This is a genomic window from Gemmata obscuriglobus (assembly GCF_008065095.1).
In the GTDB taxonomy this organism is placed as follows: domain Bacteria; phylum Planctomycetota; class Planctomycetia; order Gemmatales; family Gemmataceae; genus Gemmata; species Gemmata obscuriglobus.
On record NZ_CP042911.1, the window covers coordinates 4,345,980 to 4,369,232 of the forward strand.

The 23,253-nt window shown below is 68.2% G+C and carries 28 protein-coding genes and 1 tRNA gene; 19 read left to right on the plus strand and 10 right to left on the minus strand.

Annotation, left to right across the window (positions count from 1 at the left end; genetic code table 11):
* Window positions 1-344: 344 nt before the first annotated feature.
* The 6 genes from GobsT_RS17955 to cyaB all read right to left on the minus strand — a co-directional run bounded on the left by GobsT_RS17955 (window position 345) and on the right by cyaB (window position 6,702).
* The gene (locus GobsT_RS17955) at window positions 345-1,466 is read right to left on the minus strand and encodes a citrate/2-methylcitrate synthase (RefSeq protein ID WP_010037953.1); all 1,122 of its coding nucleotides are present in this window, start codon (window positions 1,464-1,466) and stop codon (window positions 345-347) included.
* A 78-nt stretch (window positions 1,467-1,544) separates the two neighbouring features.
* Window positions 1,545-2,375 (minus strand): MlaE family ABC transporter permease, encoded by an 831-nt coding sequence (locus GobsT_RS17960; protein WP_010037954.1) that lies wholly within the window; start codon window positions 2,373-2,375, stop codon window positions 1,545-1,547.
* 100 nt (window positions 2,376-2,475) lie between these two features.
* Window positions 2,476-3,333: a site-2 protease family protein gene (locus GobsT_RS17965; RefSeq protein ID WP_010037956.1), complete on the minus strand. Its 858-nt coding sequence runs from the start codon at window positions 3,331-3,333 to the stop codon at window positions 2,476-2,478.
* A gap of 177 nt (window positions 3,334-3,510) precedes the next feature.
* On the minus strand, window positions 3,511-5,160 hold the full coding sequence (gene mgtE / locus GobsT_RS38825; RefSeq protein ID WP_010037958.1) for a magnesium transporter: 1,650 nt from the start codon (window positions 5,158-5,160) through the stop codon (window positions 3,511-3,513).
* Between the two features lie 63 nt (window positions 5,161-5,223).
* A complete protein-coding gene (gene panC, locus GobsT_RS17975; RefSeq protein ID WP_010037960.1) occupies window positions 5,224-6,096 on the minus strand; it encodes a pantoate--beta-alanine ligase in 873 nt (290 codons plus the stop codon).
* 42 nt (window positions 6,097-6,138) lie between these two features.
* On the minus strand, window positions 6,139-6,702 hold the full coding sequence (gene cyaB, locus GobsT_RS17980) for a class IV adenylate cyclase (protein ID WP_010037962.1): 564 nt from the start codon (window positions 6,700-6,702) through the stop codon (window positions 6,139-6,141).
* A 92-nt stretch (window positions 6,703-6,794) separates the two neighbouring features.
* Between cyaB and nirD the strand changes: the two genes are divergently transcribed.
* The 3 genes from nirD to GobsT_RS17995 all read left to right on the plus strand — a co-directional run bounded on the left by nirD (window position 6,795) and on the right by GobsT_RS17995 (window position 8,657).
* Entirely contained in the window at window positions 6,795-7,106 is a 312-nt protein-coding gene (nirD, locus tag GobsT_RS17985) for a nitrite reductase small subunit NirD (protein ID WP_010037965.1), read from the plus strand.
* A 35-nt stretch (window positions 7,107-7,141) separates the two neighbouring features.
* Window positions 7,142-7,633 carry a cytochrome c gene (locus GobsT_RS17990; protein ID WP_010037967.1) on the plus strand — a complete coding sequence of 164 codons (492 nt, stop codon included), beginning with the start codon at window positions 7,142-7,144 and terminating at the stop codon, window positions 7,631-7,633.
* A 142-nt stretch (window positions 7,634-7,775) separates the two neighbouring features.
* Window positions 7,776-8,657, plus strand: coding sequence for a hypothetical protein (locus GobsT_RS17995; RefSeq protein WP_010037969.1), 882 nt, complete (start codon window positions 7,776-7,778; stop codon window positions 8,655-8,657).
* A gap of 87 nt (window positions 8,658-8,744) precedes the next feature.
* Here GobsT_RS17995 and GobsT_RS18000 read toward each other — a convergent pair whose 3' ends face one another.
* On the minus strand, window positions 8,745-9,236 hold the full coding sequence (locus GobsT_RS18000) for a hypothetical protein (RefSeq protein ID WP_010046661.1): 492 nt from the start codon (window positions 9,234-9,236) through the stop codon (window positions 8,745-8,747).
* A gap of 90 nt (window positions 9,237-9,326) precedes the next feature.
* A complete protein-coding gene (gene corA, locus GobsT_RS18005; protein WP_010046663.1) occupies window positions 9,327-10,379 on the minus strand; it encodes a magnesium/cobalt transporter CorA in 1,053 nt (350 codons plus the stop codon).
* Window positions 10,380-10,549: 170 nt separating this feature from the next.
* Here corA and GobsT_RS18010 point away from each other — a divergent pair, with 170 nt between their 5' ends.
* Genes GobsT_RS18010 through GobsT_RS18020 form a run of 3 tightly spaced genes read left to right on the plus strand, consistent with a single transcriptional unit; the run spans window position 10,550 to window position 12,144 of the window.
* Window positions 10,550-11,143, plus strand: a complete 594-nt coding sequence (locus GobsT_RS18010) for an RNA polymerase sigma factor (protein ID WP_010046665.1) — start codon at window positions 10,550-10,552, stop codon at window positions 11,141-11,143.
* Window positions 11,140-11,703 (plus strand): hypothetical protein, encoded by a 564-nt coding sequence (locus tag GobsT_RS18015; RefSeq protein ID WP_010046667.1) that lies wholly within the window; start codon window positions 11,140-11,142, stop codon window positions 11,701-11,703. Before GobsT_RS18010 ends, GobsT_RS18015 begins: the two co-directional genes overlap by 4 nt.
* Before the next feature lie 3 nt (window positions 11,704-11,706).
* The gene (locus tag GobsT_RS18020) at window positions 11,707-12,144 is read left to right on the plus strand and encodes a hypothetical protein (RefSeq protein ID WP_010046669.1); all 438 of its coding nucleotides are present in this window, start codon (window positions 11,707-11,709) and stop codon (window positions 12,142-12,144) included.
* A 608-nt stretch (window positions 12,145-12,752) separates the two neighbouring features.
* Here GobsT_RS18020 and GobsT_RS18025 read toward each other — a convergent pair.
* Together GobsT_RS18025 and GobsT_RS18030 are read right to left on the minus strand one after the other, a co-directional pair.
* A complete protein-coding gene (locus GobsT_RS18025; RefSeq protein ID WP_010046671.1) occupies window positions 12,753-13,844 on the minus strand; it encodes a tyrosine-type recombinase/integrase in 1,092 nt (363 codons plus the stop codon).
* Window positions 13,845-13,850: 6 nt separating this feature from the next.
* The gene (locus GobsT_RS18030; protein ID WP_148087784.1) at window positions 13,851-14,138 is read right to left on the minus strand and encodes a hypothetical protein; all 288 of its coding nucleotides are present in this window, start codon (window positions 14,136-14,138) and stop codon (window positions 13,851-13,853) included.
* Window positions 14,139-14,345: 207 nt separating this feature from the next.
* Between GobsT_RS18030 and GobsT_RS18035 the strand changes: the two genes are divergently transcribed.
* The 13 genes from GobsT_RS18035 (at window position 14,346) to GobsT_RS18095 (ending at window position 23,249) form a co-directional block, all read left to right on the plus strand.
* Window positions 14,346-14,552 carry a hypothetical protein gene (locus GobsT_RS18035; RefSeq protein WP_148087785.1) on the plus strand — a complete coding sequence of 69 codons (207 nt, stop codon included), beginning with the start codon at window positions 14,346-14,348 and terminating at the stop codon, window positions 14,550-14,552.
* Window positions 14,553-15,029: 477 nt separating this feature from the next.
* The gene (locus GobsT_RS18040; protein ID WP_010046681.1) at window positions 15,030-15,257 is read left to right on the plus strand and encodes a hypothetical protein; all 228 of its coding nucleotides are present in this window, start codon (window positions 15,030-15,032) and stop codon (window positions 15,255-15,257) included.
* Window positions 15,254-15,499 carry a hypothetical protein gene (locus GobsT_RS18045; protein ID WP_010046683.1) on the plus strand — a complete coding sequence of 82 codons (246 nt, stop codon included), beginning with the start codon at window positions 15,254-15,256 and terminating at the stop codon, window positions 15,497-15,499. The genes GobsT_RS18040 and GobsT_RS18045 overlap by 4 nt, the downstream gene beginning before the upstream one ends.
* A gap of 215 nt (window positions 15,500-15,714) precedes the next feature.
* Window positions 15,715-16,419, plus strand: coding sequence for a hypothetical protein (locus GobsT_RS39730; protein WP_232068373.1), 705 nt, complete (start codon window positions 15,715-15,717; stop codon window positions 16,417-16,419).
* 35 nt (window positions 16,420-16,454) lie between these two features.
* Window positions 16,455-16,526, plus strand: a tRNA-Met gene (locus GobsT_RS18055).
* Between the two features lie 41 nt (window positions 16,527-16,567).
* Window positions 16,568-18,100 carry an AAA family ATPase gene (locus GobsT_RS18060; protein WP_010046690.1) on the plus strand — a complete coding sequence of 511 codons (1,533 nt, stop codon included), beginning with the start codon at window positions 16,568-16,570 and terminating at the stop codon, window positions 18,098-18,100.
* Window positions 18,097-18,366: a hypothetical protein gene (locus GobsT_RS18065; RefSeq protein WP_238323595.1), complete on the plus strand. Its 270-nt coding sequence runs from the start codon at window positions 18,097-18,099 to the stop codon at window positions 18,364-18,366. The genes GobsT_RS18060 and GobsT_RS18065 overlap by 4 nt, the downstream gene beginning before the upstream one ends.
* Window positions 18,363-19,064 carry a lambda-exonuclease family protein gene (locus GobsT_RS18070; RefSeq protein WP_010046695.1) on the plus strand — a complete coding sequence of 234 codons (702 nt, stop codon included), beginning with the start codon at window positions 18,363-18,365 and terminating at the stop codon, window positions 19,062-19,064. Before GobsT_RS18065 ends, GobsT_RS18070 begins: the two co-directional genes overlap by 4 nt.
* Window positions 19,061-19,441, plus strand: coding sequence for a hypothetical protein (locus GobsT_RS18075; RefSeq protein ID WP_010046697.1), 381 nt, complete (start codon window positions 19,061-19,063; stop codon window positions 19,439-19,441). Before GobsT_RS18070 ends, GobsT_RS18075 begins: the two co-directional genes overlap by 4 nt.
* 46 nt (window positions 19,442-19,487) lie before the next feature.
* A complete protein-coding gene (locus GobsT_RS18080) occupies window positions 19,488-21,950 on the plus strand; it encodes a DUF3987 domain-containing protein (protein WP_148087786.1) in 2,463 nt (820 codons plus the stop codon).
* 63 nt (window positions 21,951-22,013) lie between these two features.
* Window positions 22,014-22,601 (plus strand): putative metallopeptidase, encoded by a 588-nt coding sequence (locus tag GobsT_RS18085; protein WP_029600806.1) that lies wholly within the window; start codon window positions 22,014-22,016, stop codon window positions 22,599-22,601.
* 193 nt (window positions 22,602-22,794) lie between these two features.
* Window positions 22,795-23,001, plus strand: a complete 207-nt coding sequence (locus GobsT_RS18090; RefSeq protein WP_010038046.1) for a hypothetical protein — start codon at window positions 22,795-22,797, stop codon at window positions 22,999-23,001.
* Window positions 22,998-23,249: a hypothetical protein gene (locus GobsT_RS18095; protein ID WP_010038048.1), complete on the plus strand. Its 252-nt coding sequence runs from the start codon at window positions 22,998-23,000 to the stop codon at window positions 23,247-23,249. The genes GobsT_RS18090 and GobsT_RS18095 overlap by 4 nt, the downstream gene beginning before the upstream one ends.
* The last annotated feature ends 4 nt before the right edge of the window (window positions 23,250-23,253 follow it).

Below are 23,253 nucleotides of genomic sequence, written 5' to 3' on the forward strand. Positions count from 1 at the left end.
CCAGCCCGACCACAACGTCTTTCCAAACGCCTCCGGCCCAAGTCCCAAATGAGATGCGAACTCGCCGGGGTTCCGGCGTGGCTCGCGACTCGCGCTGGAATACCGTGCGACAGGTATCGAGGAATCGTGCCCCTCGTGACCGCGGTTGCGCGAACGCGCCGACACAGGCCGGCGGCCGGACGGCGACGAGCCCGGCTCGTCGGGCTGTCCGTATTCGTTGTTCGCCCGGGATACCCGGACATTTTAAGAAGTTATAGCGGAATGATCTCCGCCCGGTGCGTATCGCCCGAGACGAGGGCCTATGGCATCACATCTTTATGGAGGGGTCGGCGAGCAGGGTTCGCTCAGGAGCGGCGGGCCAAAGGCACCACGTTCCGGGCAGCCGGTCCCTTGTAGAGCCCGCGTGGGCGGATGAGCCGGTTGTTGTCGAGTTGCTCGACGACGTGTGCCGCCCAGCCGGCGATACGGGCCATCGCGAAGATCGGCGTGTACAGCGGGATTTCAAGCTTCATCGCGTGGTACAGTCGTCCCGCCGGCCAGTCAAGGTTGGGGTACATGTTCTTCTCGGCGGCCATCACCCGCTCGATGATGTCGGCGGCCTCTTCCCACTTCTGGGTGCCGGCCGTGTCGGCCGCCCCGCGGGCGTACTTCTTGAGGATGCCCGCCCGCACGTCGCCGGCCTTATAGACGCGGTGTCCGAACCCCATGATCCGCTCTTTCCGCGCCAGCGCCGACCGGACCCAGACTTCCGCGTTCTCGGGGCCGCCCGCGGCGAGCAGGATGTCCATCACCTTTTCGTTGGCCCCGCCGTGCAGTGGCCCTTTCAACGCGCCGATCGCGCCGGTCACGCCGCTGTGGAGGTCGGACAGCGTGGACACGATCACCCGGGCCGCGAACGTGCTCGCGTTGTACTCGTGTTCGGCGTACAGAGTGAGCGACACGTCGAGCGCCTTGACATCCGCCGGTGCGGCCTCCGACCCGCGGAGCATGTAAAGGAAGTTGGCCGCGTGGCCGAGGTCCTGGCGCGCGGGAACGACCGGCTGACCCTTCACAACTCGATGGTGGGCCGCGATGGCCACCGGAATCTGGGCGAGTAGCCGTTCGGCCTTCCGTAAGTTCGCGTCGTGCGAGGAGTCGGCGGCTTCCGGGTCGAAGTGCCCCAGCACGCTGACGGCCGTGCGGAGCGCGTCGAGCGGAAGCGTACTCTGGGGTAGCGCGGCAAACAGCCCCATGAGCGGAGCGGGAAGCTGCCGCGCCGCGGCGACGCGGGCGTGAAATTGTTGGAGCTGAGCGGCGTTCGGCAGCTCGCCGTGTAGAAGGAGGTACGCCACCTCGTCGAACGAGCAATACTCGGTCAATTCGCCGACACCGTACCCGCGGTAGTTCAAACCGCTTTCAACGGTCGAAACGGCCGTTTCGCCCGCGATGACACCTTCAAGGCCGGGAGAGTAGACTGGGGTGGTCATGAGGAAGTTCCGGGGTCCAGTTGCCGAGTCCCAGGTTGTTCAGAACCGGTGACCGGAATGTAGCCAACTTGGAACCGCTCACATCACCTTCGCGGCGGCGGGCGGCCACAGGAGAGCGTAAGCCGAGTTCGCCAGCATCGCGAGCAAGAAATCGATAATGAGGATCGCGACGAACGCGATTACGAACGCTTCGGTGGCGGCCCGGCCGACACCCGCCGCCCCGGCTTTGCTGTTGAACCCGCGGTGACACGCGATCAGTGACAGCACCGCGCCGAAAACGAACGCCTTCATGAGCCCGACCGACACGTCCCACAGTTTCACGAACTCGCGTGTGTGTCGCCAGTAGTGGTGGCTGTCGATGTGATACACGTGAAGGCAGATGAGCGAACTGCCGAACAGCCCCATCACGTCGGCCAGCACCGTGAGCAGCGGTAGCAGTAGAAAGCACGCGAGCAACCGGGGGCCGACGAGGTACTTCACCGGGTCCACGCCGAGGCACGCGAGCGCGTCAAGCTGCTCGGTCACGCGCATGGTGGCGAGTTCCGCAGCCATCGCCGAGCCGACGCGACCCGCCAGCATCACCGCGGCCAGCACCGGCCCGAGTTCGCGGACGACTGAGATGTGAATGACCGCGCCGAGCGACGTTTCCATCCCGATGGTGTGGAACTGCCCGTATGCCTGAACGGCCAGCACCATCCCGATGAACGTCCCGGTGATGGCCACCACCCCGACGCTGTTGGTGCCCACCTCGACCGCGACCCGGAGGAACTCGCCCGCTCGGAACGCGCGCCCGAAGATGCCGGCAAGCGACCGGAACGCGAACAGCCACCAGTCGCCGAACGCGATGGAGGCTTCGGTGCCCCACTCGACCCAGGCTGACAGTTGCGTGCGTGACGGGAGCAAAGACATGAACGCGACTGTAACGCGCTTGAGACCGAAAGGGCAGGTCAAATAGCGGGTCAGCGGGCGGTCGATTTACACCGCCGCTCGCCTGAAACCCGCAGAACAGTTAGCGGGGCAGGGCACGAACGGGTACGCCGTTCACCCACTGCACCCAGACCCCGTAGTTCGCGTTCCACGCCAGCCCGGTGAATCGCCGCTCGGCGAGGTCACTGTCGGCATCCGCTCGCGCCGGCTCGCCGAAGAACTCGCGCTCCTGGCGCTCGATCCGCCGCCGGCGCGCGTCCGCGCGCACGTGCGCCAGTTCCGCCTGACCCAGCATCCACACCACGACGGCGACCGCGAGCAGGCTCAGACTCGGGAGCAACAGGCCCGCGACACCAAAAACGACAGCCATCACGGTGCCCACGCCCACGGCCGTTTCCGTAGCCCGTACTCGCGGCATCTGGGTGCTGAGCAGCGCCCGCAGCACGCGCCCGCCGTCCATCGGGAACGCCGGGAGCAGGTTAAACACGGTCAGGAACACGTTGGCGATCAGCAAGCGGCCCAAGAACGCGCCGGCCACGTCGCCGCCGGACACCGAGGATAACTCGAACATCGAGCCGCCGACCACCAGCGCGACGAAGAGCCCGGACGCGATGATCACGTTCACGGCCGGCCCCGCCAGCGCGACAGCAATTTCGCGGCCTGGGCGTTCCGGCATCCGTTCGAGCGAGGCGACCCCACCGACCGGGTACAGCGTGATGTCCCGCGTTCGGATGCCGTAAGCCGCCGCCGCCAGCGCGTGACCCAATTCGTGGAGCGCCACACAACCAAACACCGCGAACACGAACAGCAACTCGAACGCCAGCTCCCCGACGCTGCTGTCGAGGCCGGAGAAGAGCACAAGTAGCGGCAGCAGCCAGAACGTTCCGTGAACGTACAGGTCGATGCCGAGTACCTTTCCTAATTTTAAGGAGCTAAACATAGTGGTGATTTCCTTCCCGAGCGCGGTTGCACACCGGCCCTGTGTACATATTCGATGCCGAAGGGCCGAAATTGGGTTCAGGGAAGGTTCGGTTCCTGGCACTGCGCCGTTCAGAGAGGGCGCGATTCTGATCCGTTTGCCCCGGACATTGTGCGGACCAGATTACTGGTGCGATGTTCAGAGCAGGATGAGCCAGGCAGCCGAGAAGAAGATGAAAATGCCGCTCACGTCCACGAGCGTCGCCACGAGGGCGCCGGACGCGACCGCGGGGTCGAGCCCGAACCGCTGCAATACGAGCGGGATGAGGCAGCCCATCAGCGTGCCCCACAAGCAGATGCCGAGTACCGCGATGGAAACCGTCAGCCCCAGCCGCCACCGGCTCACGGGCTCGGTGCGCACCTCGCACTCGGTCGGGAACCGGTACACCCATTCACCCCCGACCGGTTCGGGCGGCGTGAGTGTTTTAACCCCCTCGGGGAGCCGCACGCGGGCGTTCTTTTCGAGCGTGACGGTTTGCGGGGTGCCTTTGGCGAGCGACACGTCCCAACTCTTACCGCCCCAAAGGGAGGAGACCTCTTGTGCTGACAGTTCCGTGCCCGCCGGCACGCGAACAGTGAACTCCTCTTTCACCTTGCGCGGACCGCTCCGCGTGTCGCTCGGAGTGAGCGACCCGCGCACGAACGCAATGACCCCAAGTGTGAGGCCGAGCGCGAGCCCCATCAGCAGCTCGCGCCGTAGCACCCGCTTCCAGTCGCGCGGGCGGGCGAAGCCGAGCGCCATCGCCCGTGTCACCAGTGTGGCCGCCTGGGTGCCCGAGTTGCCGCCGGTTGAGATGCAGAGCGGAACGAACAGCGCGAGCACCACTACGGTCGCGATCAGTTCCTCGAAAAACTCCATCACCGTGAACGTTGCCAGTTCGGCCACGAAGAGCACCGCGAGCCACTGGACGCGGCTCCGCCACACCCGGTAGAAACTTGCGTTCAGGTAGTCGCTCTCGATCGGCCCGACCGCCGCCTGGCGCTGTAAGTCCTCGGTGGCCTCCTCGCGCACCACGTCGAGCACGTCGTCGTGGGTGACGATGCCAAGGAGCCCGAACTGCTCGTCCACCACCGGCGCGGCCAGAAAGTCGTACCGGGCAAACAGTTGCGCGACCTGCTCCTGGTCCTCGTCGTGCCGGAGCGTGACGAGGTCCGTTTCCATCAGCTCGCGGATCAGGGCGTGCCGGGGGGCTAGGATTAGGTCCCGCAGCGACACCACACCTAGCAGCCGGCGCGGCGCGAGTGAGCCGTCGCCGCGCCGGTTCGGGTCGTCCAGGACGTAGATGTAGTAAATGGTTTCGCGGTCCGGGGCTTCCTGTCGGAGCTGGTCGATGGCCTCGGCGGCGGTGAGCGTGCCCGGCAGCCAGGCGTAGTCGGTCGTCATCAGCGCGCCGACCGTGTTCTCCCCGTACTGGAACAGCGTCGCGATGTCCTTGCGGTCGGCCTCGGCCACCAGCCGCATGACCGATTCCGTCACCCGCCCCGGGAGCCGCCGGAGCAGGTCCACGCGGTCGTCGTGCGACATCTTCGAGAGCAACTCGCCCATCTGCGGGCGGGCCTTCTCGGCCATCAGGACCTGTTGGGCCGGGGTGAGGTACTCGAACACCGACGCCTGCGTCCGGATGTTCGCGTTGCTGATGACCTCCCAGATCTGCTCCGGGCTGAACTCGTCGTCGAGCGCCTCGGCCACCGTCGCGGGGTGCAACTCCTCGCAGAACTCCCGCAACCCGATGGCGTTCTTCTCCGCGAGCATCATCCGGATCTCGGGGCTGAACAGCGGGTGAACCATCGGGCACCAGTGCGGAGTTCGGAGTGCGGGGCTCGGAACGAAGGCCGGGTCGGGTGCGGTTCCTTACTCCACGTCCCGCGTCCCGCATTCCGCGAGCGAAAGGTTGTCGATGAGCCGCGTGGTGCCGAGGAACACCGCGACCGCCGCGACCGCGGGGCGGTCCAACCGTGCGAGGGGCTGGACCGTTTCGGCGTCCACGACGCGCGCGTAATCGACCCGCGCGCCCGGTATCGCGGACAGTTCGGCGTGAAGCGCCGATTCGAGCCGGGCGGCGTCGACCTCGCCGGCCCGGACGCGCTCACGCGCCACCCGAAGCGCCTGCTGGATGCGCGGCGCGACGGCGCGCTCGGCGGGGCTCAGGTAGCGGTTGCGGGAACTGAGCGCGAGCCCGTCCGGCTCGCGCACGGTCGGCTCGACGCGGACCCGGACCGGCACGTCGAGGTCCCGGACCATCTGCACGATGATGCGGGCCTGCTGGTAGTCTTTTGAGCCGAAGAACGCCACGTCCGGCGCCACGATGTTGAACAGCTTCAGCACGACCGTACACACGCCGCGGAAGTGCCCGGGGCGGGCGGCTCCGCACAGGTGGTCGCCGAGCTTGGCCACGTCCACGGACGTGACCGCCCCTGCGGGGTACATCTCTGCGACGCCCGGGGCGAAAATCAGGTCGGCGCCGGAGCCCGCGCACACCCGCTGATCGGCTTCGAGGGTGCGCGGGTATTTGGCGAAGTCTTCGTTCGGCCCGAACTGGGTCGGGTTCACGAAGATCGACACCACCACGAAGTCGGTCGCGGCGCGGGCCGCACGCACCAGGGCCGCGTGCCCTTCGTGGAGCGCGCCCATCGTGGGCACGAACCCGACGGTCTTGCCGGCGGCGCGAGCCCCGGAGACGGCGTTCCGCACGTCGGCGATGGTCGGTGCAATGGGCGTCAGCATGGTTTGTGCCTCGTGGCCCGGGCCGTCCCGTGCGCGATTCGATCAGGCGAGCGGCGAGCCCTGCGTCTGGAGAACCATTGAGAGGTACGAGCGCGGTTCCTGTTCCGTTAGCCCGAGTTCGGTCGCCGCAGCCAGCAGAACGGTTTTGGCCGCGTCGTATTGCGCCTCGTCGGCGAGAATTTCGAGCTCCACAAACGCGCCCACCCCGTCGACCGTATCGAAACAGGCTTCCAGGTCGAAGCCGTCGCGGGCGAACTGGTACACCCGGCGCTTCTTCTTCACCGTGGTAACCGGCGTGTAGCCGAGCGCCACCAGGAGGCGCTGCATGTCCGCGGCGGCGGTGTCGCCGTCCCCGAGCGGGACCTCGATCTCGGGCCGGGTTTTCGTCTCGGTGTCGCGCCGCGGCCCTTTGTAAGTGAGGCAGTTCTTGGGGCCGATACGGCGCAGCCGGAACGCCTCGTCGGACGCCTTCAGGTCGCGGTCGGGCGCCTGAAAGTACAGGTCCAGGTCGGTGCGGTCCTGGGCGAGCGTGGCCCCCCATTCGAGGAGCGTGGCGACGGCCGCGGTGCGGTCGGCGTTCCGGTACTTCACTTCGACTTCGAGCATGTGACCCTTCAAGCCTCTGGGGGCGCTCCCGCTGGCTAACATATTAGTGGTACAGTAGGGACGGACATCCGCGAACCGCAGGAGCGTGAGGCGTGCCACACAAGATCAGCGTCGCGAAAGTGGCGGACATCCCGGACGGCTCCAGCATCGTCGTGAACGTCCGCAAGACGGACATCGCGATCTTTAACGTGAAGGGCGCCTACTTCGCGGTGGACGACCTGTGCCCGCACATGGGCGCCTCGCTGTCGGGCGGGTTCGTCGAGGACGGGTGCGTGACGTGCCCGTGGCACTACTGGCGGTTCAAACTCGCCGACGGTGCTTGGGCCGACAACCCGAAGGTGAGGCTCGGGGCGTACCCGGTTCACGTGGACGGCGACAGCGTGCAACTGGAACTGCCGGATTGACCAGCTCTTGTTCGTGACCGAAGGGGGGGCGACACATGGGACGCGCACGGTTTTGGTTCGCGGCGGTACTGCTCGGGCCGGCGTGCGCGTTCGTGCCGGTCGCGCAGTCACAGCCGGCACAACCCGCTCAGTTCAAAAAGGCGGCGCCGAAGCTCGAACCGGTTGCCGACACCAAATTGCTTATGGAAGGTCTGGCGGACCCCAACGTTCGCGCGCTCGGAAAGCTGTTCGCGGCCACGCCGAAGGACGCGGAAGCATGGGCGTTCGCCCGCGGACAGTCGCTGCTGTTGGCAGAACTGGGCAACCTGTTACTCATGCGCCCGCCGCGAACGAAAAAGGGCCTGGAGCCGTGGCTCGCGCACGCCGCGGACCTCCGCGAACAGGCGGGTGCGCTCGCCAGAGCCAGCGCGGCGAAGGAGTACCTCCCGGCGCGGGCCGCTCTGGCCGGCGTCGCGAACGCGTGCAACCGGTGCCACCAGTCGTTCCGGGTGGGGGTGCGGGTGGACCCGTTTCCGGAGGACCGGTAGCGGTGGCTGCTTGACACGCGGTTGCCGGCATCCTACTTTGAGCGCGCTCCGAGGCCAAAATTCGGTCCCGTCGCGGGCGAAGTATCTGCAAGTCGCCGCACGGCCCCGCGCACCCCAGTCCCAAACCGAGAGCCGTCCCAAGATGTCCAGCTCCACGAACCCGGAATCCTCCCCGCCGGTCGGGTCGCTCCCCCGCCCGGTCCCCAAGAAGCGGGAGATCAAGCTCATCAGCCACTCGATGCTGTTCTACTGGTGGCCCATCTGGCTGCTCGGGTTCCTGTTCGCCGTCTGGACGTGGAACGAGGACCACCGGCTGGCGATCGTCCCGCCCGGCTCGAAGGTCACCATCGTCGAGGGCGGCCCACAATCCGATACGACGGCGTACAAGATCTCGGTGAAGAACCCGACCACGCAGTCGCTCGAGAAGGCCCGCGATGCGACCGAGAAGGCCGGCGCCGAGCCGTCGTTCCGCACCCGCGTGTCGCGGCACGCGTGGATGGGGCCGCTGTTCTGTGTGGTGCTGCTGCTGACGGTGGTCATAACCAACGTGCAGTTGCGCGGCCTGTGGTCGTTCCTCGTGCTGCTCCTGATCTTGGTGGTGGCGCTGCTGATCACCCTGATCCCGGACGGCTGGGAGAAGCTGCTGAGCACGCTGAACGGGCTGCACATTTACATCAACATGGCCGGGTACCTGTTCATCGCGACGGTGGTGTTCATCCTGTGGGCCGTGTCGGTGTTCCTGTTCGACCAGCGCACCTACATCATCGTGACCCCGGGACAGATCCGTGTGTGCGAGCACGTGGGCGCGTCGATCCGCACCTTCGACACCACCGGGCTGTCGTTCGAGAAGCAGCGGGACGACATGTTCCGCCACTGGCTGCTCGGGTTCTTCTCCGGTGACCTGATCGTGCGGACGTCCGGTGCCGAAAAGGAGACGATCCGGCTCCCGAACGTTCTGTGGATCGGCTGGCGGCTGGAAGAGGTCCAGCAGTTGCTCGCCGAGAAGGCCACGGTGGCGGCTTGAGGCCGGCCAGAAACTCGAACACGGGCGGCGCGATCGTGGTCGCGCCGCCCGTGTTTGTTAACCGCCCGCTCTGCTTGCTCCCTTAACCTACTCCTTGATTTCTTCCTTCACCAAGTTGATGTAGAAAGTACCCTTCTTCTCCTCGACCTTCTTGGCCAGCAGGGCCTCGGCTTCGACCTTCTGGTTGTACGGGAACTTTTCGACCACCTTGCTGCCGTTGTCGAACACCACCCACACGGCCCGGGTGCGGACCTCCTTCGCGACCCGCGTGCGCTTGGTCGGAGCTTTCTTGGTGGCGGCCTTTTTGGCGACCTTCTTTTTCTTCTTCTTCGGCTTTTCGTCGTCATCGTCCCCGGCGTCGTCGTCCCCGCCGGCGTCGCTGTCGAGATCCGCATCTATGTCAACGTCCGCGTCGGCATCGACTTCCGCTTCGGCGTCGACCTCCGCGTCCTCAGAGTCCTCGTCCTCGTCTTCCTCTTCCTCTTCGACCTCTGTGCCCTCGGTCTCTTCCTCCCGCTGCCGCGCCTCCAGCGCCTCGGCCTCGCGCCGCAGGTCTTTCCGGCTCCGACCCCTCGCCATGTGCGCCCCTCCGAACGAAATGCGTATTGCAACCGTTAAGCTAAGTGACGGTGAGGGAACTGACAAGGTTCGCCCCCCCGCCGGGGCGGGTCAGATCCACCGCTTCCAGCGGAAGAACACGACCGACGCCAGCCCGGTGGCCAGCATCGCCGCCAGCGCGACCGGGTATCCGTACTCCCACTCCAGCTCCGGCATGTGCTTGAAGTTCATGCCGTACACGCTGGAGATCAGCGTGAGGGGCAGTATGGTGGTCGAGATCATGGCCAGCACCTTCATGACCTCGTTGAGCCGGTTCGACACCGCCGCGAGGTGCGTTTCGCCCATGTCGCTCACCATTTCGCGGGCCGCCTCGATCAGCTCCGTGTACCGCACCAAGTGGTCGTACACGTTGCGGTAGTAGACGATCTCGCGGGCCTCCACCAGCTCGAACTCGCCGCGGATCAGCCGGGCCAGCACCTCCCGCTCGATGATGAGCGTCTTCCGCATCCCGGTGACCACCCGCTTGAGCCGCAGAATGCGGTGGATCAGCTTGGGCGACGGGTTAGTGAAAATGCGCGCCTCCAGGTGGTCGAGCTTGGTCGCCACCCACTCGACCACCGGGGCGTACTCGTCCACCATCGCGTCGAGCACGATGTGGAACACGTAGTCCGGGCCGCGCCGGGCCGAGTCGCCGTGTCGCGACAGGTACCGGTGCGCCGTTTCGATACAGGCGAGCCGCTCCAGCGAGTGCGTGATGAGGACGCTGTGCGACAGCACCGCGCTGAGCTGCGGGCGGTGCCGGTGCAGCAGCCGGGACGCCGACGGCAGCCGTTCCGCGCCGGGCGGGCGCCCGGCGCCGGCGGCCATCGCGACCAGCCCGGGCGGGAGCGGGTTCACGATCACGAACAGGTAGTCCGGGAACTCTTCGACTTTCGGGAAGTGCGCGCCGCGGTCGGGCTCGCGGCGGATGCGGGTGACGTCCTCGAGCGACAGCGGGTGAACCGGCAGGAACTTCTGGAAGACCGCGGCCTCTTCCTCGGGCGTGGGGTCGCTCAGGTCGACCCAAACGAACTCGTCCGCGGCGATGCCGGCGGCCGATTCGGGCAGCCCCTCGGGGCCGGTTTCCTTGCAGGACGAGCCGTTCCAACGGCGGACGGTGATCATGGGGTTCCGGATGCGAATAACTGAATCGGCACGGCCCGGGTTGCGTCTAGATTCCTATGGAGCGGCGCGGGGAACGGCGCGGGCGCGAGAAGCGCCTTGTAAGTCGCCGCTCTGGTGCGGGTAGAATACGCGGCGTCCGGTCCGACCTTGCCCGCACGCGTACCCCCGACATGGCACCCGCCGCGCCCCACGCCCCCGCGATCGCACCGACCGACGACGCGCTGCTGGCGCGGTTCGCGGCCGGCGACCGTTCGGCGCTCGACGACCTGTTCCGTCGGTACCGGGGTGTGGCGTACCGGGTGGCGTATCGGCTGCTGGGGTGTGAGGCCGACGCGCTCGACGCGGTCCAAGACGGGTTCGTGAACGCGCTCACGCACCTCGATCGCTTCGTGGGCCGCAGCTCCTTCAAGACGTGGCTGCTGCGGGTGGTGTGTAACGCCGCCCACGACATCGGCCGACAGCGCAAGCGGAACGAGCGGATGCCTCAAGCGCCGGCTCAGTTCTCGTTCGATGAGCTCCGGGCGGCCGACCCGCCCCCCGCCGACGGCGGACTGGTTCGGGCCGATTTGCGCCGCATCCTTGATGCGGCGCTCGCCCGGCTACCGGAGGTTCAAAGGCGGACGTTCGTCTTGCATGTCGAGGGCGAGTTGACCTATCGTGAAGTGGCCGACGCGCTGGGGATCTCGATCGGCACCGTGATGAGCCGCCTGTTTTACGCACGCCAGAAGTTGAAGGAACTGCTCGCGGGTTACCAACAGCCATGACCACCCTCCCGAACGACAACCCGAACCGCCCGGACCCGTTCGGCGGGTACATTGCCGGCGCGCGCGAGGCTGTGGACGCCGTTCGCCCGGACGAGCCCAGCGAGGACCAGTGGCGCGCTGTGCTGGGCGGTGTGCGCGTGGGGCTCGCCGCCGCTACCGAGCCGGCTCGTTCCGCGCCCCCGCGCTGGCACCGCACCGCGCTCGTGGCCGGTGCGGTGGCACTCGCGGCGGTAGCCGCCGCGGTCGTGTGGGTTCCGTTCGCGCCTGTGGTTAACCCGGCCGGCGTCACCAAGTCGGGACCTGTGGTTCCGGTCGGGCCGGAACCGCCGGCCGACCCCCTGGCAGGGTTCGATGTACTGCCGTTGGCGAGTGCCGAAGAGGTGGACCTGCACCGTGTGCCCGGTTCCGGTTGGCTCCCCGTCGGACATGACCCCCTCCCGGCGGCGCTTGTTCTGGCAACCAACCAGGACATCGAACTGGACGATCCCGATTCGACGTGGTCCCAGGTGACGCCATCGCCCGGAGACGCGCCGGTGATTTTCGCATCAAAGCCCAGGTGACTCATGTCCGCCGTGCTGGCCGCGCTCCTGTTCGTCACGTGCCAGGCCGAGCCGCCGGTGCGTGTCACGGTCGTGATCGTTCTGGCGACGAACCAGAACGCGGTCGTCGATGCGAAGCTGAAGGACCTTGCGAAGGAAGTGCAGAAACGCGACCCGAAGCTGACCGGCTTCAAACTGGTCGCGACCGAATGCAAGTCGATCCCGGTCGGTGGGTCCGAGGTCATCACGCTAACCGACAAGCAGGAACTCAAGATCCAAGTGGACAAGGCGAAGGACGCGAACGGGCGGATCAGTATGACCCTCAACCCGCCCGCTATGGACTCGGTCACCTATGCGTGCGCGTGTGAAAAGTTCTTCCCGGTGGTCACGCCGCACCGCACGAAAGCGGGCGAACAACTCATCATCGCGGTGATGGCAAAGCCCTGCACGTTGAAGAAGTGAGGCTGCCCGGTCTTGAGTTGGTTTCCTGTCGTCGGGTACGAATGGGGTTGTAGCCATGGGGGCCGAGTTCGTTCCTCCTGGCGGCTGTGGTGCATGAGGCAACTTCGGAGGGTCCGAACCCTGGGTTCAGGTTTGCGGTTGTGGTTAGATAGTTCGCAGGCAATTACACCTGCCACCGTGGCGGCCACCCACGCTCCGCTTGCGTGGCTACGGCATCTGTTCCGTCGCAAGCCGGATCACCGGACTGGCCCGGCTGCGGATCGCAAGCGGAAACGATCTTTGCGTAAAAGTATATCGCTTATCGAATCAATTGTGCGATCGCATTTTATGTCATTTGGGTGGTGTCTAACGCGTCATTCCTGCAATCGATGGTAGCAGAAGTTGGCCACCCAATCACCGCCCGCAGAACTTTGCCTTATCACTTTATTAGCCAGTCGATCGCAATTTTGTTATAGTGAGTGTGCGTTGAATAGCTGTGCAAACAAAAATGCCCCGGCGGACCTCCCGCCGGGGCGGCACTCTGGGGAAGAGTTTTTCCCTTAGTTGCAAAGCGTTTCAATTGATGCGGTTGCGATAGGCTTTCTGCATCTCGCCACCTTATCGCCACTTTACGGAACTGGTTTCGCCGCATCAAGAAGGGCCTGCATTCCGGCCCCGACACTGGCACCACTCGGTCGCGCGTAGATCCGCAGCACCGTCTCGGCCGTGTCCCCGAGGTAAGCCGCAACGTCGGGGATGCCGTAGCCGGCCGCGAGCATCCGCGTCGCCACCGTGTGCCGGCACTTGTGCGGCGCGCGGTACTTCAGGCCCAACCGGTTGAGTAGCCGAATCCACGCCTTACGGACGTTGGACTTGGACTGTCGGCGCCCGGCGGGGGTGGTGAACAGCGGGCCGTCGGTCCGCGTGCCGATCGCGCTCACTAGGGCAGGGCGGGCGTCCGCCGGCACCTCGATTACGCGAATGCTGTTTGACGTCTTCGCCGGTCCGCGTTCGCGCCGTGCGTCCTGCGTTTGGGTGATGGCGATCGTGCCTGCGGCGGGATCGAAGCTCGTGACATCAAGAGCCAAGGCCTCTCCCATCCGGCACCCGGTCGCGGCGTACAGCGCGCACGGGTACGTTGCGGGCCGCTGGACCGCGTCGGCGATGATCCGATTAAGATCCGCAACGGTGAACGGGTCGAACACCGCCTTGGGTTGTGGCGGGCGCTTGACCTTCAGGATCGGATTGTCCGTGATGAGCCCTTCGTACTTCGCGGCGTTCAGAGCGGTGCTGAGCGCCGCGAGGTAGGTGCGCCGGGTGCTCGCACTCTTGAGGGTGGCGGTCCACTTCTTGACGGCTTCGGTGATTTGGAGGTGCGTCAGGTCCGTCAGGCGGATGTGCCCCAGGGTGGGGACGAAGTACAAGTCGGTGGCAGTTTTGCGCACGTCCTTGGTACGCTGACGCAGCTCCGTGCCTTCGAGGCTCTTGAGCCAGCGTTCCAGCCACGCCTTCAGCGTAATTCCCGAGCTGGGCGGCGCGACCTCTTCGAGCTTCTTGACCAGGCCGGCTTCCGTGGGGTCGGACCGCTCGACGTAGTGAGGGCTACCGTCCGGCTTCTTGCCGACAATCACTCGCGCAATGTAGACCTGCTTCGATTCAGACCAGAAGAACCCGCCGGTGCCTTTGGGTCGCCGCTGGCGGCCTTTCTTCTTCGGGGGCATAGGCGATTACTCCCCATCCTGCTCTCGAAGCTCGGCGAGTTCGCGCTCAACGATCTCGCGAAACTCGCGATTTACCATCTCGCCAAGTTGGTGCTCGATGAACTCGCCGACTTTCATTCCCTTGCTTTCCGCGACTCGCTTCAACCTCTTCTGAAACACAGGTTTCAGCCGCACCATGTTGCTGGCAACGCTCTCGGTTTTACCGACGACCTGGTCGGGGACATTTGCTTTCTGCCCTGTCGACGGCGGCGTACCAGAGGATTTGTTCGCAGTTTTTTTGGGCTGTTTAGCCACGGGTAACCTCGCCACGTATCCCCCTCACCCGAAACGCTTTCGGGCATTGTCTACAAGTCTACATGAATACCCTTCCCCACGCCACTTCCTATTAGTTCGCAACTCCAAGCTTGATCTTTTGCGTCACAAGTGTTAATCGTATACGTGAAGACGTTGATGATTGTGGCAAAGTTACTTTTGCAAAGTAAACGATAAGGGGCGATGACGATGAGCGTCAACGACCAAGGGCGAATGGTGCCCGCTAAGCTCCCGTTTTGGCTCAAGCAAATGGCGCAGGAGATTGGCAGTCGCGAAAAGCCAGTGAAGAGCGTGGGTGAAGTCCTCGCGGTGCTTTTCGGCGACCAGATTCGCAAGCGCCACGCATCGCTTCCAAAGCTGGGGCAGGCGGCCGAAGTAGCTGTTGGGGGCGAATAACCATGCCACGCCGCGCCCCTGTTCTCACGCCGGTTGATCCCACACCCGCGGCTCTCACCCCTGACCAGTTGGTTGCGGATGGTGTGGTGAAGAAGCATGAAGCGATGCGACTTCTCGCGTGCGGCGAGACGCGTTTGCATGAGTTGATCCGAGCGAAGGCGTTTCCCTCTTGGAAAGAGGGTCGCGACCGCGTGTTCCCCCTTGCTGGGTTACGAGCGTACCTCGCGACTCGAGCGCGCCAAGAAGGCGCGGTCACCTGAGAGCACCCGTCCGGGGTCGAGTCCGCCGTGTTGGGCGACCGGCCGTGACTCCCCCGGGCGGGCCAGACACACCGGGCCGGGGTGCGCGAACGGACGCGCCCCGAGCTGGGAGCGAGGTGCCAACTGCGGGTGCTCCACGGCGTCGGTCGCCGCACCCTCCACCCGCAGACGGCGGCCCCGACCCGGTTTGACACACGAAACACTAAGGAGCGCGGCCATGGCACTCGGGCGGGTGAGGGCGGACCGCGGCGTCCCCGGGCGAACGAGCCGGAATCCGGGCGCGGTCGTCCGGCTGACGCGGATGGCGACCGGCCAGGGCATCGGGTGGCTGACGCTCGACGAGGCCCGGCTGCTCCTGGGGGAGCTGCAGGTGGCGGTGCGCGGGATCGAGACGGAGCAGACGGCCCGGCGGGAGGCCGGGCGGGCGCAGGAGGCGCGGTCGTGAACACGCTGCTGGTGGCCGTGCTGGTGCTGGCGATCGCCGGCGGCGCGCTGATCGACGTGCGGCTCGCGCTGTGGGTCTGGGCCGCGTGGTCCGACCACCGCGCCGAGCGCCGGGCGAGCGACCTGGTGCCGCACCTGGAGCGGGCGCACCGGCAGCTCCGCGACCAGAACAAGCGGCTCCGGGAACTGGAAGCCCAGGCCGCCCAGGTGCAGCAGCACCTGTGGGGAACGAACCAGAACTGAGACACGCGCCCGCCGGGTGCTGATTCTCCCGCTAGGGACGGCGGGCGTCGGGAGGGTGATGCCGCCACCTGATTCGCGGCACCTCGAAGCGCCGGGTTGGCGCTGCCTGCTCGTGGTCGGTGCGACCCGCCCGCACGGAGCGTTGCGGGGCGCAGAACGGGAGCTTTTCCTAAGAACCTCGCGGCACGGACCGGCCGCTCACCGGAGCACGCCTCGTGCAACTGTACACCGACTCGTCCGACACGCACCCCCTGGCCGAGGGCGACCTCGTGGACGTGGGGCGCGCGATCCTCTCGCAATGCACCCCGGAGCAGCGGGCGGAGATCCTCGCCCCCGCCGCCCCACCGCCCCACCGCCCGGCCGACGAGCGCCGCCGGTACCGGGCGGAGGAGCTCCAGGCGGCCCGGGTCGCCCTGGACCTGCCCCGGCTGCGGGTGTGGGAGCCGGACGCCGAGTCGCGGTACGACGGCCCGTACGTGCCGCTCACGCGCCGGCGGCTACGTGTTCGACCCGACCGAGGGCGATCTGGTCTCCGAGACCGAGGCCATCCCGTTCGTCCCCGCCCCGGACGACGCGCAGCTCGCGTCCGCCTGACCCGCGTTCCCCTTCAACCCTCGACGGAGAGCCTCATGGTGATGCCGAACGCCGACGCGCCCAAGCCCGAGGGCACCCCGCACCCTCCGGACCGCTCGACCGCCGAGCCGGCGTTCCTGGCGCTGGTGGCCGTGAGCGCGAACGTGATGCACGCCAAGACGGCCGCGCTCGAGGCGTGCCGGTGCCCGCAGTGCCTGCTGCTGGCGAAGCAGGCCCGGGTGAGCGCGTTCCTGCTGAGCGAGACGCTCCGGGCCGCGGTCACCGGCGACACCACCGGCCTCGACCTGGTGCTCGCCAAGGTCGCACAGGTTCAGGCGAAGACGTGACCGGTTCGGCCGGGCGGGGCGCATCCGCTCGGTTTCGCGGGGTGGAGCAGTGGCAGCTCGGCGGGCTCATAACCCGCAGGTCGCAGGTTCGACTCCTGCCCCCGCGACTGTGGTGTGTGAGTTCGTTTCCACGTCCCGAGGCCCTGTCATGGGTATCCTCTCGTCCGTCACCACGACCGCGCCGAACCTGCCGCCCCGGTTCGTCATGTACGCCCCCGAGAAGGCGGGCAAAACCAGCTTCGGCGCGCAGTGGGAGAACCCGCTGTTCCTGATGACCGCCGGTGAGACCGGGCTGCTCACCCTCATCGAATCGGGCCAGGTGGGGCCGACCGCGCACCTCCCGTCGTCCGAGGAGAACCCGACCGGGTTCCTGAAGTGGGACGACCTGACCGACGCCGTGCGGGCCGTCATCAACGAGCCGCACGACTACCGCACGCTGCTGGTCGACACGGGTAACGGGGCCGAGAACCTGCTCGCCCAGCACGTGTGCGACACGGACACCGAGTTCCTCGGCAACTGGGGCGAGTTCAACTCGTTCGGCCGCGGCGAGCGGCGGTGCGCCCCGGTCTGGGCCGGCTTCCTGAACCTGCTCGACCAGGTGCGGGTGCGGCGCCGGATGGCGGTGGTGCTGCTGTACCACTCGAAGGCCAAGCAGTTCAACAACCCGACCGGCAAGGACTACGAGCAGTGGAAGCCGGAGGGGTACGAGCGGCTCTGGGGGCTGACCCACAAGTGGGCCGACGTGATCGGGTTCTACGGGCTGCGGGTGCAGGTGAACAAGGACGATAAGGCGTACAAGGAGGAGCGGTACCTGCGGGTCCAGCCGTCCGCGGCGATCGTGGCCGGGAACCGGTACGGGCTGCCCGACGAGGTCACCAGCGCGCCGAACGCGGTGGCGCTGTACCGGGCGTTCGACGCCGAGTACCGCAAGGCCAAGGCCCGGGGCGTGACCGCCCGGAAGTGGTCGAAGGAGGAGTTCTCGGCGCTGCTGACCCGCAAGGGCAAGACGTGGCGCAACGCGCTGAGCTGGATCGACAAGTCGTTCGGCACCACCCACCTCGAAGCGAAGCCGGACTTCGCCAGCGTGTCCGCGGAGCACGTCGCGCTGTACGCCGCGTGGCTCGGGAACCAGCCCGACGCCCCGCCCCCGCCGCCGCCGGCGAGCCCGCCCCCGCCGCCCCCTCCCGGGCCGGTGCCGGCGCCCGCACCCCTGCCGGCCGCGACCGACGACGTGGAGGGTGAGGATCGCTCGGACCCTACCACGGGGGCGACGAGGACGCCTACTACGACGGCGGCCACCCCGAACGCCCCGCTGAACTCGACGACGGCAGTGGCCAAACCCACGACCCTAACGACTGACCCTGCCCCGAAACCCGCCCCGGCGTTCGGCCGCCGGTTCACCGCGCCGCCCGCTCCGGGGGCCGATGTCGCGGAGCTGCTCGCGCTCATGCACCAGCTCGACCTGTCGTGGCCGGAGATCCGCGACCGGGCCGAGGGCAAGGGCGAGGAGATCGCGGCGGCGTGCGGGATCTACGGCACCCCCGGCCTGGTGCTGCCCGAGCTGGCGCTGTCGCTCCGCACCCGGCTCCGCACCGAGCTCGAGGTGCGGGTCGCGGAGAAGAAGTCCCGGGCCGCGAAGCGGGCGGCGAATAAGGCCGCCAGAGAGGCGGTGGCGCTGTGAGCTGTCCGACCTGCGCGCACACGATGCAGACCGTGGTCGAGGCGGTGTTCTGGTGCCCCCGCTGCGGCTCCCTGCGGCTCGGGCCGGTGGGCGCGGCGGGCACCGTCGACCTGGAAGCCCCCGCGCTCGTCGCCCGCTGCCGGTCGTTCGTGGCCCGGGTGTGCGAGGACGTGGGCCGGTTCTCCGGGGCCGCCCAGTTGGTCGACACGCTGCACCGGTGCGGCGTCATCGAGTCGATCAACGCGCCCGAGGAGCGCCCGCAATGAAGCGGCTCAACCTCAGCCAGGGCTCCGCCGAGTGGCTCGCGTGGCGCCGGGAGGGGCTGGGCGGCAGCGACATCGCCGCGATCCTGGGCATCTCGCCGTACGAGGACGCGACCCGCGAGGCGGTGTTCAACGCGAAGGTCCACGGGATCGAGCGGCCGCAGAACGGGGCCATGTACCGGGGCACGGTGCTCGAGCCGCACGCCCGGGCCGCGTACATGGACCGCTGCCGGTGCAACGCCCCGCCGGTGTGCGTCGAGCGCCCCGACCTGCCGTGGGCGCGGGTCAGCCTCGACGGGCTGTGCGGGAACGGGGCCCGGATCCCGAGCCAGCTGGAGGAGTGGATCCTCGAGCTGAAGTGCCCGGGCTGGGAGACGCACGACCTGGCGCTGAACGGGATCGTCCCGGAGCACTTCGAGGTGCAGTGCCAGTGGCAGATGTTCGTGTGCGGCCTCGCCCGGTGCGACTTCGCGAGCTTCAACCCCGGGAAGCGGTTCACTCCGGGCAACGCTCTCCGGTGGAATAAGTGGTCGAACAAACCGGTGAATGATCGCCCCCCGCGCCCGGCGGAGTGGCTGGCGGTGGTGCCGGTCCCGCCCGACCCGGACCGCCAGCAGTGGATCCTGGAAGCGGCGGCGAAGTTCTGGTTCGAGGTCACGGCGGCGCGGGCCGCGTTCGATCGGGAGGCACGACGGGCATGAGCAACGAAACCACCACCACCACCGCGCCGGAGCAGTGGGCGGTCGTCGAGCTGAAGGGGCACGTGCGGCTCGCGGGCCGCCTGTCCGAGGTGGAGATGTTCGGCACCAAGATGGGCCGGCTCGACATCCCGGCGGCGGACGGGTTCACGACCAAGCTGTTCCACGGGTCGAGCGTGTACGCGATCTCGTTCGTGGACGAGGCCGCGGCCCGGGCCGTGGCGGCCGCCAACGAGCACGAGCCGGTGCGCCCGTGGGAGCTGCCGAAACAGCTGCCCGCGGCGAGCGCGATCGACGTGAGCGGCGGGCCGAGGCACCACCTCGACCTGGACGACGGCGACGAGGGCGACGACCTGGGCGCCGACCGCCCGCTCTTCTGACCGCGTCCCGCGTTTTGCCCACCTGACTTCCGTGCCGAGGCCCGCCGTGTCGCACGCCGAGAACCCGCTCCTCGCCGCCGCCCTCGACTACGCCGGCCGCGGCTGGCGGGTGGTGCCGCTGCACGCCTGCGTCGCCGACGAGCGCCGCACCGACGGAGCAATCGGGTGCTCGTGCGGGAACCCGGAGTGCGGCAGCCAGGGGAAGCACCCGCGGCTCAAGGCGTGGCAGAAGGAGGCGTCCGCGGACCCGGCCCAGGTGGGCACGTGGTGGGCGGCGTGGCCCGAGGCGAACGTCGGGGTGGCGCTCGGCCCGGAGTCCGGGGTCGTCGCCATCGACGTGGACACGAAGGCCGGCGAGCAGCTGGTCAAGGAGCTCGCCGGCGACGCGGTCGAGCGGACCGTGCTGTTCCGGACGGGCAAGGGGCACCGGCTGCTGTACGCGGTCCCGGCGGACCTGCCGGCCCCGCCGGTGACCCGCGTGGTGCAGCTCGGCGGGTCCGAGGCGGTGCGGTTTCAGAGCACCGGCGGGCAGTGCGTGATGCCGCCCAGCTTGCACCCGAGCGGGAGCTTTTACGAGTGGGTCGAGGGGCGGGACCTGGCCGCGTGCCCGGTGGCCCCGATGCCCGACTGGCTGATCGCCGAGATGTGCCGGCCGAACAGCCCGGAGTGGACCGACCAGGGCGCCCGCGAGGCGTTCCTCGAAGGGAAGGACTTTAACCGGGACGCGGACTGGTACCGGGACGTGCTGGAGCCGGCCGGGTTCACGCCGGCGGGGCAGGCCAACGGGGTGATGCGGTTCACCCGCCCGGGCAAGCGGGCCGGGATCTCGGTGACCGTCGGGCACTACCGCGCCCGCGACGGCTCGCCCGCGCTGTACGTGTTCTCGGGCTCGATCCCGGGGCTCGACGCGGGGCGGTGCTACGACAAGTTCGGCGCGTTCGCGAAGCTGCACCACGGCGGCGACTTCACGAAGGCCAGCGCCGCGATCGCGCAGCAGGGGTTCGGGCGGCCGAAGCGCGAGGCCCCGGCGGCCCCGACCGCGACCGTCAAGCCGGCGGCCCCGGCGGAGTGGGAGCACTTCGTCCCGCTCGAGTCGCCGATCGACGAGGCCCCGGCGTTCCCGCTGCACGCGTTCCCGGCGGCCGTCGCCGAGCACGTGTGCGCGGTGGCCGAGTCGGTGTACTGCCCGGTCGACTACCCGGCGCTCGCCACCCTGGCGGCCGCGTCGGCCGCGATCGGGGCCTCGTACGTCGCCAAGGTGAAGGCCGATTTCTTCCAGGGAGCCGGGCTGTTCTGCGCGCTGGTGGGGGACCCGAGCGCCAAGAAGTCCCCGCCCATCAAGCACGTGATCCGCCCGATGCAGAAGGAGCAGGCGGACCGGGTGGAGAAGATCCGGGACGAGTACGGGGACGAGCTGCCCGAGATGTACAAGGAGGGCGAGGGGGAGCTGTTCGTCTCGGACGTGACCGTCGAGAAGCTCGGCGAGATGCTCCAGCGCCAGCCCCGCGGGCTGCTCCTGTACAAGCCCGAACTCGTGGGCTGGCTCCTCGCCCAGAACCAGTACAAGGCGAAGGGGGTCGGGTCGGACCGGTCGTTCTTCCTGGAGGTGTACGACTCGGAGCCGATCACGGTGCACCGCAAGGGCGGGGCCGCGATCCACGTGTCCCGCCCGTCGCTCACGATGGTCGGGGCCACCCAGCCGGACGTGGTGCGCGAGTTCTTCGACCGCCGGGACGGGCTGGCCGAGCGCATCCTGTGGGCGTACCCGGCCGCGCTGCCGCCCCGCGGGGAGCGGTTCTACGAGGTGCCGTTCGCCCTGTCGAGTCAGTGGGGGCAGGTGCTGAAGAACCTGTGGTGCATGACGATGGAGCCGGCCGGCCTCGGCAAGAAGCGGCCCCGGGCGCACGTGCTGCCGCTGTCCGACGCGGGCCGCGAGGCGTGGCGGGCGTACACCGACCGGCTGGCCGCCACCATGTCGGACCCGGACTTCCCGCCGTGGATGCGGTCCGCGTACGGCAAGTTCGAGGGCTCGGCGGCCCGGCTCGCGCTGGTGCTCCAGCTGCTCGCCCTGGCCGGCTCGGACGCCGCGGACCCGCCGGCGTGCATCGAGGCGCAGTGGGTGACGGCCGCGGCCGAGATGGTGTTCTACTTCGGGGCGCACGCCCGGCGGGTGCACCGCTCGTGCGGCGGCGACCCGCGGCTCGACGGGGCCAAGCGGATCCTGCTGTGGCTCCGCGACCGCCGGCAGCCCACGTTCAAGCGGGCCGAGCTGTTCGACAGCCTCCGGCGCAACCCGATGTTCCGCAAGCCCGAGGACCTGAACGCCCCGCTCCAGCTGCTGGACGCGCACAACGCGATCCGGGTGGTGCCGCCCCCGGCCGAGCGGACCGCGGGCCGGCCCCCGACGCCGGTGTACGAGGTCAGCCCGCAGGTGTTCACCTCGCCCGACGTTTCTCGGATTGTTCGGATTGATCGGGCCGGTCCGGAGCTGGAGAGCGAGGCCGGGTGAGTTCCGGACCCCGCCGAACTATCCGAACAATCCGAGAAACGCCCGCCCCACGGACCCGGACCCATGCCGACGACCTACACGATCGCCGACGACGAGGTGTGCGCGCTGCTGGCCGAGGTGATGGGCTCGTGGCACCAGGACCTGCGGGACGCGGGGGTGAAGGTGGCGTGCCTGTTCGCGGCCAACGACAAGGGGCCGGCGCTGAAGCACGGCGGGTACCCGGTGCTCGCGTGCATCAAGATCGTGTCCCTCAAGGACCGGGTGACCAAGGCCCACGACGCCGAGCTCCTGATCGACGCGGGCGCCTGGAACGACCTCCGGTACGGGCAGCGGGTGGCGACCCTGGACCACGAGCTGAGCCACATCCGGCTGAAGAACTTCTGGCGCCGTCCGGTGCTGGACCGGGACAACCAGCCGACCGGGCAAACCGAGGTGGGCTGGGAGTCGGACGACCTGGGGCGGCCGGCGCTGAAGTCGGTGCCCGGGGACTGGTCGGCGGGGGACGGGTTCGCGGCGGTGGTGGCCCGGCACGGGCGGGACGCGATCGAGTTCCGCAACCTGGCGACCTGCACCCGCGAGGCCGAGGCGGCGCTCGCGGCGGGGCAGGCCGCGCTGCTCGAACGGGCCACGCGGCCCGGAGGGTCCCTCTGATGGTCGCCCCGCGCAACACCCCGATCGACGGCACCCCGTGCCCGCAGTGCAAGCGCACCCGCGACGAGCACGGCTCGTGCTGGAAGTGCTTCACCCGGCCGTGCGTGCTGTGCGGGCTGGACACCGGGAGCTGCCTGATCTCCTCGTGCATCGCCTGCCAGCGGTTCCTGCCGGACGCCCCGGAGCCCGCGCCGTGTCCGACTCCGACTCCCTGTTCGGGCTCTGGGTCCTGTGGTACCGGGCCGGCCCCCACGAGCGGTGGCGGGTCCACGGCACCGGCTGGTCCCGACCCGCTGCCCTGGTGCTGATGGACCGCGGCGGGGACTGGTTCCTGCTCGAGGAGGGCCGCGACCCGAACCGCCGCCCGCGCCGCCGCAAGAAGAAGAAAGGGCCGCGATGACGACCTTCAAGGTGCACGAGCAGCACGAGGACCGCGACGACGCGATGGTGCTGGAGGCGGAAACGCCCCGGCACGCCGCCGACGAGTACGCCCGCCGGTTCATCCGGCGCGAGCTCGAGCGGTGGGGGCCGCAAGTCATCTGCCCCGACTACGTGATCCTGGTGCGCCGGCCCGGGGGCCGGCCGACGCGCTTCGTCGCGTACCCCACGCCGGGCGGCGACGTGGCGGTCCGCACCATCCCCGATTGAACCC

Coding starts and splice junctions, on each gene's coding strand:
- GobsT_RS17955 (WP_010037953.1), bottom strand. CDS start 1,466: ATGACCACCCCAGTCTACTCTCCCGGCCTTGAAGGTGTCATCGCGGGC.
- GobsT_RS17960 (WP_010037954.1), bottom strand. CDS start 2,375: ATGTCTTTGCTCCCGTCACGCACGCAACTGTCAGCCTGGGTCGAGTGG.
- GobsT_RS17965 (WP_010037956.1), bottom strand. CDS start 3,333: ATGTTTAGCTCCTTAAAATTAGGAAAGGTACTCGGCATCGACCTGTAC.
- mgtE (WP_010037958.1), bottom strand. CDS start 5,160: ATGGTTCACCCGCTGTTCAGCCCCGAGATCCGGATGATGCTCGCGGAG.
- panC (WP_010037960.1), bottom strand. CDS start 6,096: ATGCTGACGCCCATTGCACCGACCATCGCCGACGTGCGGAACGCCGTC.
- cyaB (WP_010037962.1), bottom strand. CDS start 6,702: ATGCTCGAAGTCGAAGTGAAGTACCGGAACGCCGACCGCACCGCGGCC.
- GobsT_RS17990 (WP_010037967.1), top strand. CDS start 7,142: ATGGGACGCGCACGGTTTTGGTTCGCGGCGGTACTGCTCGGGCCGGCG.
- GobsT_RS17995 (WP_010037969.1), top strand. CDS start 7,776: ATGTCCAGCTCCACGAACCCGGAATCCTCCCCGCCGGTCGGGTCGCTC.
- GobsT_RS18000 (WP_010046661.1), bottom strand. CDS start 9,236: ATGGCGAGGGGTCGGAGCCGGAAAGACCTGCGGCGCGAGGCCGAGGCG.
- corA (WP_010046663.1), bottom strand. CDS start 10,379: ATGATCACCGTCCGCCGTTGGAACGGCTCGTCCTGCAAGGAAACCGGC.
- GobsT_RS18010 (WP_010046665.1), top strand. CDS start 10,550: ATGGCACCCGCCGCGCCCCACGCCCCCGCGATCGCACCGACCGACGAC.
- GobsT_RS18015 (WP_010046667.1), top strand. CDS start 11,140: ATGACCACCCTCCCGAACGACAACCCGAACCGCCCGGACCCGTTCGGC.
- GobsT_RS18020 (WP_010046669.1), top strand. CDS start 11,707: ATGTCCGCCGTGCTGGCCGCGCTCCTGTTCGTCACGTGCCAGGCCGAG.
- GobsT_RS18025 (WP_010046671.1), bottom strand. CDS start 13,844: ATGCCCCCGAAGAAGAAAGGCCGCCAGCGGCGACCCAAAGGCACCGGC.
- GobsT_RS18035 (WP_148087785.1), top strand. CDS start 14,346: ATGAGCGTCAACGACCAAGGGCGAATGGTGCCCGCTAAGCTCCCGTTT.
- GobsT_RS18040 (WP_010046681.1), top strand. CDS start 15,030: ATGGCACTCGGGCGGGTGAGGGCGGACCGCGGCGTCCCCGGGCGAACG.
- GobsT_RS18060 (WP_010046690.1), top strand. CDS start 16,568: ATGGGTATCCTCTCGTCCGTCACCACGACCGCGCCGAACCTGCCGCCC.
- GobsT_RS18070 (WP_010046695.1), top strand. CDS start 18,363: ATGAAGCGGCTCAACCTCAGCCAGGGCTCCGCCGAGTGGCTCGCGTGG.
- GobsT_RS18075 (WP_010046697.1), top strand. CDS start 19,061: ATGAGCAACGAAACCACCACCACCACCGCGCCGGAGCAGTGGGCGGTC.
- GobsT_RS18085 (WP_029600806.1), top strand. CDS start 22,014: ATGCCGACGACCTACACGATCGCCGACGACGAGGTGTGCGCGCTGCTG.
- GobsT_RS18095 (WP_010038048.1), top strand. CDS start 22,998: ATGACGACCTTCAAGGTGCACGAGCAGCACGAGGACCGCGACGACGCG.